A 9,407-nucleotide genomic window follows, 5' to 3' on the forward strand; every position below is an offset into this window, starting at 1 on the left:
AGTCAAAAAAATTGCTGTAGCTAATAGTTTCAATCTAAGGTTTGGCAATAAATAGATGCTGTTTTGCAGAAAAAACAGCCAGGTTTCTCACTAACAGGCTGCATTTACAAACCCAACAGCCGAAATTCCGTACAAACCCGTGAGCGCTGCCAAACACGCTCAAATTCTTCGCGCAACTGGCGATTTTGTGCAGGCAAACTTGGGCTCCAATGCCCGACGTAGCGATTGCCAAGCAGACGGAATAAATAGCCATCGCAGTCATTGATCACAAATGCCGAAAGATACTGAAGATCTACAGTTTCCACCGGAGTGCGGATAATAAAATTGGATGACACTCTTTGCGCCAACTCTAAAACCGGATGCGCCTGACCTCGAAGACTCGCTGGATCCTGAATGATGATCTGGATACTAGCCTTGAAATCTCGCAGCACAAATTGTTTTAGCGCCTGAACAATTTCATTTTGCCCATAAATTGACAATTCCAGGTCACGACTGTATAGGCAAAGTTGCCGACGAGACTGGCTAATCAGTTGAAGAGTAGCAGCCAAGATAGATTCAACGCTTTCTAGCCGCATGGACGGAATTGAAGCTTGAAGAGGTTTCGGAGCTGGTCGTATTGGTTTCTCGAGCGGTTGACAGGCAAGTTGCATAGCCTGATGAAGAATACCGGCTTCGGTAAATACCTTGCCTGCTTGAGTGAATCCAAATTTTTCGTAGAAACCCAAGGCAGTGAGTTGTACATTTGCAGTGACATTTGTTAGCCCCAGTTTACGCGCCTTTTCAAGCAAAGCCCGCAGTAATGACTCGCCAACATGTTGCCCTCGCCATTCCAGTAATACCGCCATGCGCCCTATTCTGCCTTCCGGTGAAATCCGTCCAGTACCAATGGGTCGGAATTGGTCATCGCGCACGATAAAATGATGGCATTGTCGGTCGAGTTCGTCGAACTCCAATTCCACTGGTATTTGCTGCTCTTCAACGAACACCAGATTTCTCACATAATGCAGATCTTCGAAATCAACCTCATTGCAGGCCGGTTCAAGGTAAAAGTTTGGGATATTCATAGCTCATTACCAATAAGATTGCACCAGTGCTTATGTCCTGTAAAACGCTGACACCCTATCACGTTCAACAGCTAACTTCACCTGCCGACAACAGCGACAATCTCCATCCGCACAAGGATTTTTGTTTGATGCTGCTGTTTCTCCTGAATGGATACAGGCAACTATCGACCAATGCTTACGGTCACGGTTACAATCGAGACCATCAAGTGCCGGCTAACTATCGGGACAGCTCATAAAAGGCTATCAAGAAACCAATTAGATGACAAATAAGCAGTTGTTAAATATTCAGTTCAGTAGGTGGATTGTTAACCCCAGATAGTGGCAGCGACACATGTTTGGGTCTCGATGTACTGACACAGAGCGCAGCCATCAGGCTGTCGGTAGCATACTGCCTTTGACACATTTCCTGATCTTGGTACGAGGTATACTCCTGAAAGGCAACGACTTGTCGTTACTTTGGGAATATATTTGGCCCATCATGGTTTTTATGCTGACCGTTCTAGCCCTAGGATTAAAAACGTTTAGAAAAACCCTGGATTGATGGCGCGATCAGGTATCGTATAGTTTTCAGGATAGGCTGGTTTTTATTTTCGCAAGATAGTGAAAACGGTTTGTCAGACATCATAGTAACCAGTATCTTGTTGTGAATCACGACATAGTCAGGTATGAGCCTTGGACGTAAAAATTATTACCCGTTTAGCCGAGATTGATCAAAACCAGTGGAATGCGCTGACCGGTGTTGATTACCCCTTTTTGCGCCACGAATTTTTATCAGCGTTAGAGCACAGTGGTTCTGTATCTGAGCAAACCGGCTGGCAACCTCAGCATATCCTGATACTGGATGACAATCAGTTATTAGCAATAATGCCCATGTATCTGAAATCACATTCCCGGGGTGAATATGTATTCGATCAAACTTGGGCGCAAGCTTATCAGTCACACGGATTAGCCTATTATCCCAAATACGTTACCTCTATCCCGTATACGCCTTGCCAGGGTGTGCGCTTAGCCATCCAGCCAGATGTCGAGCCGCTGCAGATTATTGACCTGTTACTGAAATTCATCCAGCAAAATGCTGACCATCAATCGGCGTCCTCATGGCATTGCCTGTTTCCCGATACGTTATTACAAGACACGCTGCAATCTAAGGGCTTAATTATTCGCGAAGATGTGCAGTTTCAATGGTTCAATCGAGGCTATCGAACGCTGGATGACTTTTTACAAACCCTCACTGCCAGCAAGCGAAAAATGATCAAACGCGAGCGTCGAAAAGTCAGCGAGCAAGGCATTCACTTACAACGACTAGAGGGTAAAGCTATCAATGACACGCACTGGCAAACGTTTTATCGATTTTACGCTTTGACCTATCTGAAGCGTAACGGTCAACCTTATCTGAATCTAGCCTTTTTTCGCCGGCTGGCTGAGACAATGCCGGAAGCATTACAGTTGATTCTGGCGATTAAGCAGCAAACACCAGTCGCAGCATCTTTATTTTTTGTCGGCGCAGATACACTTTACGGACGCTACTGGGGTTGCGCAGAAAACTATGACGCACTGCATTTCGAAACCTGTTATTACCAGGGCATCGAATACTGCATCGAACAAGGCTTACGACGCTTCGACTCGGGTGCGCAAGGTGAACATAAAATTGCCAGAGGCTTTGAACCGGTATCTGTTTATTCAGCTCATTGGATAAAGGATGCTAGGTTTTCTCAGGCAATTGCCGACTTTGTCAATCGTGAGCGTATCCATGTAAACCGCTACAAATCAGGTGCCTCAGATTATTTGCCATTCAAGCAAAACGTTCTTTAATGGCATAATTATCTGCGAACATATAGATAATGATATCTCGGAACCAGGTATCAGCATGATGCCAGCCAAGGGCACTCCCCCTATTGCGTTACCAGCTGGGCTGTTCTGATATGCCATTTGTAAGCCATGAAGGCGGCAGGACTTATTTAAGGCCTGTTACCATCCCATAAACATATAGAGAGAATTAACCAATGAGCCATTTTTATAGTGAACAGCATAGGCAGTTGCAGGATCAAAATGACACTCGCAAACTTGCTGATAAACTCGAACAAATTATTATAGAAAACCAAATTAACGAGCAACACCAGCCTTTCATTGAAAGCAGGGATTTTTTCTTCCTTACCACCATAGACCATCGCGGATATCCCACCTGTTCTTATAAAGGCGGAAACCCAGGTATCGTTCGCGTCATAGACCCACAGACTTTATGTTTCCCTAGCTATGATGGAAATGGCATGTTTCTATCCATGGGTAATATCCTGGCCAACACCAAGATCGGCATGTTATTCATCGATTTTGAAACCCCACATCGTGTCCGTGTGCAGGGCGATGCCGTTATTCAGTCTGACGACCCGCTGTTATCTGAATATCCAGGCGCCGAGATGATTGTGAGGGTAAAAATAAGTGAAATATTTATCAACTGCCCCCGTTATGTTCACCGTATGCAGCGCATCGAATCTTCGAAATATGTGCCGCAAGCAGAAATGGAGACGCCCGCAACCCAATGGAAGCGCATTGATGCCCTGCAAGATGTTTTGCCTAGCTGCGACCGAGGCCTTACTGAAAAGCTTGGCGGCACTATTACTCCAGAAGAATACGGCGCTATGATTATGAATGGAAAGGGTTGATTTGCATGCTTTTCAATGATAAGGATTAACGTCGTGATGAACCTACCCAGCTCAACTATTCAGTGTCCGTACTGTGGGGAAGATATCGAAGTTTTGGTTGATTATTCGATTAGCCAGCAGGAGTATATTGAAGACTGTAGCGTCTGCTGTAGACCCATCATGATTTCGGTTGAATCTGAGGATGGCGAAGTGGTCAGCATTGAAGGCCGCACTGAAGATGAGTGATTATAAATCAGGCCAGATTTCAATAGAATCTCTAAGGTCTGAAATTTAAGCCCACATGGCAATCGCTTAAGTAGCAATCAAACACACCCACAGCTGATCAGGCATCAAATTGTAAACTGGCAAGCCTGGCATACAAACCATTCTGTTTACGCAAATCGTCTGGCGAACCGGTTTCGACGATACGACCGTGGTTAAACACGATGACACGGTTGACCTTCTTCACGGTGGCCAGGCGGTGAGCAATGATGAGGGTGGTCCGACCCTGCATGGCTGCATGCAAACCCTCTTGCACCAGGATTTCGGATTCTGCGTCCAGGGCACTGGTGGCTTCGTCCAGCAGTAACAGGTGCGCATTTTTCAGAATCGCCCGTGCAATGGCTATCCGCTGTCGCTGCCCACCGGACAAGCGGGTGCCGCGCTCCCCCAGGAAGGTCTGATAGCCCTCCGGCAGGCGATGAATAAATTCTTCCACTTGCGCCGATTTGGCGGCGGCCATGACTTCTTCATCGCTGGCGGTGGGGCGGCCGTAACGAATGTTTTCCAGAGCGTTCGCGGAAAAGATCACCGGATCTTGCGGCACAACGGCTATCTTGTTACGCAATTCATGTAATGCCAGTTGCCGAATATCTTGGCCGTTGAAGTGTATGCTGCCATGAGTTGTATCGTAGAAACGCAATAGCAACTGAAACAAGGTCGTCTTGCCGGCACCGGATGGACCGACCAGCGCCACGATTTCGCCTGCTGTAATAGTGAAGCTAACGTCGTCCAATGCAGCAGTTTGCAATCTCGATGGATAACGAAAGCTGACCTGATCGAATTGAATCTCGGCTTTATCGGATTGCGGCAATCGTTGCGGTATTTCGGTTTCGATAATGGCGGGTTTGGCATGCAGTAATTCCAGCAAGCGCTCGGATGCGCCTGCCGCGCGCATGACATCGCCCCACACTTCCGCCATCGTGCTGACACCGCCCGCCACCAGCATGGCATACAGCACAAAAGACGCCAGTTGTCCGCCCGTCATGCTGCCTGCCCGCACCTGATTGGTGCCTATCCACAGTACGAAAACAATGGTGCCCATTACTGCCATGATAATCAGCGCCGTCAACGCCGCTCGAAAACGGCTACGTCGGATAGCGGTTATAAAACTGATTTCCGCCCTGTCGGCAAAGCGTTTGGCTTCTTGTTGTTCCTGTGTATTAGCCTGAACTGTTGGCACCGCGTTGAGGATCTCGCCAGCCAGTGCGGATGCGTCGGCAATTTTGTCCTGTGATTCTCGCGAGAGTTTTTTCACCTGTCGACCGATAGCCAAAATGGGGATAACGAGTAATGCCATCAGGCCTAAGTTCAGCGAGAATAGATAAAAACTGGTCACGGCCAGCATCACCATTCCGCCGATAAACTGAAACAGGCTGCGCAAGCCCATGGAGATGGAACTGCCGATCACAGTCTGAATCAGTGTCGTGTCGCCGGTCAAGCGCGACAGCACTTCACCCGTTTGTAAAGTCTCGAAAAATTCAGGGGACTGTGCCAGTACGCGGCTATACACAGCCGTGCGCAAATCCGCCGTTACCCGCTCGCCCACCCAGGACACCGTGTAAAACCTGGCCGCTATGGCCAAAGCCCAAATACTTGCCAAGCCGAATAATGCCAGGAAATGCTGGTTCAAACTTAAGCTACCTAAAAATCCATCCCTTGTGTCTTGTGTTTCCCCAAACCCATAATCGAGCAGGTCGCGAAAGGCTAACGGCACCAGCAGGATAGTCCCCGAACCCAGGCATAGCAGGAAAAAAGCCAGCACTATTTTCCTGCGATAGGGGCGTACAAATGGCCACAGTGCCTTAAGTGAAAAGAAACGCTGATTGGGATTTGATGGGCTTGATTTTGAAATAGGCATGTCTGATTGTACTAGCTTATCGATTTAACTGTCCGGCACTTAGGATAAGCTGCAATAAGCAGTGTTCAGTATCTGCTACAACTGTTCCCATTTCATTACCAATAGAATGGCACTACATTGAGCGCAAAAAAGAGCCATTGATTTTAAAGAATTTTTTTAACGAAATATCACCAAAAAAACTTAATATCAATGACTTAGAGGGGCTTGGATGACGAAGTTGGGTTAACTCTAAGACTAACAGAGTAATTTTACACTGACGTTCAATAACAGAGTGAGTGACTACCCATGTTTCAAACGCTTGCCGCCCATAAATCTTATATGGGAACAAAGACTTCGCTATGAGAAGTTTTTCTTGGTTACATTGTATGTTGTTGAATTTAAATCGTAATATAGGTTATTAGGCTACTATCTTACAGTTTTAAGGTATCAGCACAAGCAGTAAAAGAAATCATAAGGCATTGATTTATATATATTAATATTATGGCGCGTTAGTTGCTTTATATGTAGTGGCGCCACTCAATCACCTTAGGCCTTTGCTTAAGTATTTATTAAGGATGGAGAAAATCATGACTACATTAAAAAACCAGCTCGAACAGCGGATCAACGATTATGATTTATGGGCGACGCGCCGTCGCTATGGGGCCGAAGGGCATAACGATGCCAGTTTGTGGGTACTGGCCTGCATGGATGAACGTTTACCGATAGACGAAGCACTCGGTATTCGGGTCGATACACCGGTCGGGGGAGGAGATGCGCATTGTTTCCGCAATGCCGGCGGCATCGTAACAGACGATGCCATCCGTTCCGCCATGTTGACTTGTCACTTTTTCGGCACCAAGGAGATTGTTATCGTCCAGCACACTCAGTGCGGCATGTTATCTGCAAATGCCAACGACTTGGAAAGCGTACTGAAAGAACGCGGCGTCGACACCGATAACCTAACCTTAGACCCTACTTTGCCCGAGTTGAAACTGAATAAAGGTTCTTTCGCCAAGTGGATAGGCATGATGGATGATGTTGACGTTACTTGCATGAAAACCATCGAAACCTTCAGAAACCATCCCCTGATTCCGAAGGACATTATCATAAGCGGCTGGGTTTGGGAAGTTGAAACAAGGCGTTTGAGAGCGCCGACCCTCGATCCCGAAAAACGGCTACGTACCGATGTTGTTTCGTCAGCATTCGGCGTGACCAACAAACAACCCGATCGATGGAAATAACAACCAAGCGGTAAATCTGAATTTTGAGAGCGCTGCATCGATTATGAGGCGCTCTCATCCCGTAACAGCTTAACCAAATAATACAAAACAATGCCAACATACGATTATCAATGCCGGCAATGCCAATACAGGTTCGAAGCTAAACATCGCATTAGTGATCCTCAACCATGCTGCACTAAATGCGGAGGAGCTTGTTCCAAGCTTATACTGACTGCCCCGGCAACGCATGGCGTTATGGCCGCAGGCCGCGAACAGGCAATTCACGCGCTACAAGCTCAGCATAGCAATAATGCCCATCGTCACGGACCGAGTTGTAGCTGTTGCCGTCATTAGTATCCGCTGTAAATTTTGCAATGAACAAATCACCGGCATAACGTGTCTAAGTAAAGATGAATAATCGACTACTGTCCCGTTTGACGCCCGTTTCTTTTCTCCAGGCTTTTGTAATCCACAGCGTTAATCTGTGGAAAAAGCATAACGAGCAATTCTCGCACCAAGATAACTCAGTTCAATATCTAGGCTTGTCTGCGTGCAGTTGTTTTGAAGAAACCGTCAGAAAGCAATTGGAGTTTCAAGATGCTTTGACGCGTGATCAGTATACGGATGTAATCATCGAAATTAAGAACCAGATTGGCGGAGAATTCAGCAGGGCATCGAGCGGTGAAGCTGATATTCGGGTTGAAAACACTCGCTGTCCTTTTGGAGCGCAGGTAAAAGAAACACCTGAGCTGTGTCAGATGACCTCGTCGGTTTTTGGCGGCATCGCAGCCCGAAACTTCGGATACGCCCAAGTCGAATTACGAAAGCGCATCGCGGTAGGGGATTCGGTCTGCGACGTTGCAATTTATCTAAACCGGGAAGACCATCAACCTAGACGTGGGGATGAATATTTCTTCCAGGATGGTGAGCTCATCTCCAAATTGAATGATACCGATGCGATAGTCCAGGTTACTGACAAAACAGACCGCTACTGGTGCGGGTGTGGGGATACTGAAACGGCGAGCGTGCAAAAGCCGCAAACTCTGGTCATCGGGGATTCAAAAGCGATACGCGATGTCACGGATGCGATCGAGATCGTCGCTCCAACCATGGCTAATATGTTGTTAGGTGGCGAAACCGGGGTGGGAAAGGAGCTCATCGCACGCGCCATTCATGCTACTAGCGGACGAAACCCGGAAAAATTTATCGCCGTAAACTGCGCGGCAATCGCCGAATCTCTGATAGAAAGTGCTTTGTTCGGCCATGAAAAGGGAGCATTTACCGGCGCTTACAATGTTCACAAGGGCTTTTTCGAAAGAGCTTGCAGCGGAACGCTGTTTTTGGATGAAATTGACGGCCTAAGCCTAACTAGTCAGGCTAAATTGCTGCGGGTACTCCAAGAAGGTGAATTTGAACGAGTTGGCGGCAGACAACTCATTAAAACCGATATCCGTATTATCGTAGCGTCCAATCGCAAACTCAAAGACCTAGTGTCGGCAGGCGAATTCCGCAAAGACCTTTTTTATCGGCTAAATATCGTTACTATAAATATCCCGCCGTTACGGGAACGGCGTGACGATATTGTCGCGTTAGTTGATCATTTCTTAAAAAAATTGTCGGTCAAATACCAAAAACCACCCAAAAGTCTTGGCGAACAGGCGTGGCTAAAAATGATGCATTACGATTGGCCGGGAAATATTCGGGAATTGGAAAACGTCTTGGAGAACGCCTTTCTGTTTGCTAAAACGGAAGTGATTGAGAACATATCTATCGAAGTTTCTGATTCAGAAGTAGACCAAACTCATCACAGCCTTATCCAGTCGACCAAGGAAAAAGTTTCCCGTAATGTCGAAATAAAACTGCTACATGACGCTTTGGCAAGATGTTCTGGAAATGTGAGCGCCGTTGCAAGAGAAATGGGGATTACCCCTCGCGCAATCCATCAAAAACTTAAAAAACATCGTATTGATGCGGACGAATATAGAACCAAATAAGTTATCCATAGCGTGTTTTATACTTGTAAATCAGGAATCCTAAAACAATGGAATCTAATAAAAACAAATAATTAGCTATTCATCACTACTCATGCAAGCTGGCAATTTTGGAATTCAAAGTAAAGTGGATTCCCTCGTCATAGGGTGCGTTTTAAACAAACGACACTAAAGTTCCATAGGTATTTCAGCTTGCAATCGAAAATACAAAAACCAGGAATCAGCGCATTTTTCGAGCAGCATGAGCTACAACTGACGGGCGCTCAAACCGACATTATTTGCAACTGAAACCAATGACTTAGAGGGACTTTTGTGAGAACGTTAGGTTAGGAATGCGCATAAAACAAGTTGGTCAGCTGTGGGTGCGAATTTAT

10 protein-coding genes are annotated in these 9,407 nt (G+C 46.5%); 8 read left to right on the forward strand and 2 right to left on the reverse strand.

The genetic code is table 11. The features are described 5' to 3' along the window. Positions 1 to 104: 104 nt before the first annotated feature. The gene (locus tag A1359_RS17675; RefSeq protein ID WP_066986315.1) at positions 105 to 1,064 is read right to left on the reverse strand and encodes a GNAT family N-acetyltransferase; all 960 of its coding nucleotides are present in this window, start codon (positions 1,062 to 1,064) and stop codon (positions 105 to 107) included. A 32-nt stretch (positions 1,065 to 1,096) separates the two neighbouring features. Here A1359_RS17675 and A1359_RS22560 point away from each other — a divergent pair, with 32 nt between their 5' ends. From A1359_RS22560 to A1359_RS17695, 5 genes are all read left to right on the forward strand, one after another. Then, positions 1,097 to 1,300 carry a hypothetical protein gene (locus A1359_RS22560; protein WP_157200593.1) on the forward strand — a complete coding sequence of 68 codons (204 nt, stop codon included), beginning with the start codon at positions 1,097 to 1,099 and terminating at the stop codon, positions 1,298 to 1,300. A 95-nt stretch (positions 1,301 to 1,395) separates the two neighbouring features. Continuing rightward, the gene (locus A1359_RS17680) at positions 1,396 to 1,605 is read left to right on the forward strand and encodes a P-loop NTPase family protein (RefSeq protein WP_066986319.1); all 210 of its coding nucleotides are present in this window, start codon (positions 1,396 to 1,398) and stop codon (positions 1,603 to 1,605) included. 131 nt (positions 1,606 to 1,736) lie between these two features. Continuing rightward, on the forward strand, positions 1,737 to 2,876 hold the full coding sequence (locus tag A1359_RS17685; RefSeq protein WP_066986322.1) for a GNAT family N-acetyltransferase: 1,140 nt from the start codon (positions 1,737 to 1,739) through the stop codon (positions 2,874 to 2,876). Positions 2,877 to 3,067: 191 nt separating this feature from the next. Next, positions 3,068 to 3,724, forward strand: coding sequence for a pyridoxamine 5'-phosphate oxidase family protein (locus A1359_RS17690; RefSeq protein ID WP_066986325.1), 657 nt, complete (start codon positions 3,068 to 3,070; stop codon positions 3,722 to 3,724). Between the two features lie 36 nt (positions 3,725 to 3,760). Next, positions 3,761 to 3,949 carry a CPXCG motif-containing cysteine-rich protein gene (locus tag A1359_RS17695; RefSeq protein ID WP_066986328.1) on the forward strand — a complete coding sequence of 63 codons (189 nt, stop codon included), beginning with the start codon at positions 3,761 to 3,763 and terminating at the stop codon, positions 3,947 to 3,949. Between the two features lie 97 nt (positions 3,950 to 4,046). Here A1359_RS17695 and A1359_RS17700 read toward each other — a convergent pair whose 3' ends face one another. Beyond that, positions 4,047 to 5,843 (reverse strand): ABC transporter transmembrane domain-containing protein, encoded by a 1,797-nt coding sequence (locus tag A1359_RS17700; protein WP_066986330.1) that lies wholly within the window; start codon positions 5,841 to 5,843, stop codon positions 4,047 to 4,049. 566 nt (positions 5,844 to 6,409) lie between these two features. Between A1359_RS17700 and A1359_RS17705 the strand changes: the two genes are divergently transcribed. The 3 genes from A1359_RS17705 to A1359_RS17710 all read left to right on the forward strand — a co-directional run bounded on the left by A1359_RS17705 (position 6,410) and on the right by A1359_RS17710 (position 9,036). Next, the gene (locus A1359_RS17705; RefSeq protein ID WP_066986333.1) at positions 6,410 to 7,063 is read left to right on the forward strand and encodes a beta-class carbonic anhydrase; all 654 of its coding nucleotides are present in this window, start codon (positions 6,410 to 6,412) and stop codon (positions 7,061 to 7,063) included. Positions 7,064 to 7,153: 90 nt separating this feature from the next. Then, entirely contained in the window at positions 7,154 to 7,396 is a 243-nt protein-coding gene (locus tag A1359_RS23720) for an FmdB family zinc ribbon protein (protein ID WP_083960712.1), read from the forward strand. 56 nt (positions 7,397 to 7,452) lie between these two features. Further along, a complete protein-coding gene (locus tag A1359_RS17710) occupies positions 7,453 to 9,036 on the forward strand; it encodes a sigma 54-interacting transcriptional regulator (protein ID WP_066986336.1) in 1,584 nt (527 codons plus the stop codon). Positions 9,037 to 9,407: the final 371 nt, after the last annotated feature.

This window comes from Methylomonas lenta, from assembly GCF_001644015.1.
GTDB lineage: Bacteria > Pseudomonadota > Gammaproteobacteria > Methylococcales > Methylomonadaceae > Methylomonas > Methylomonas lenta.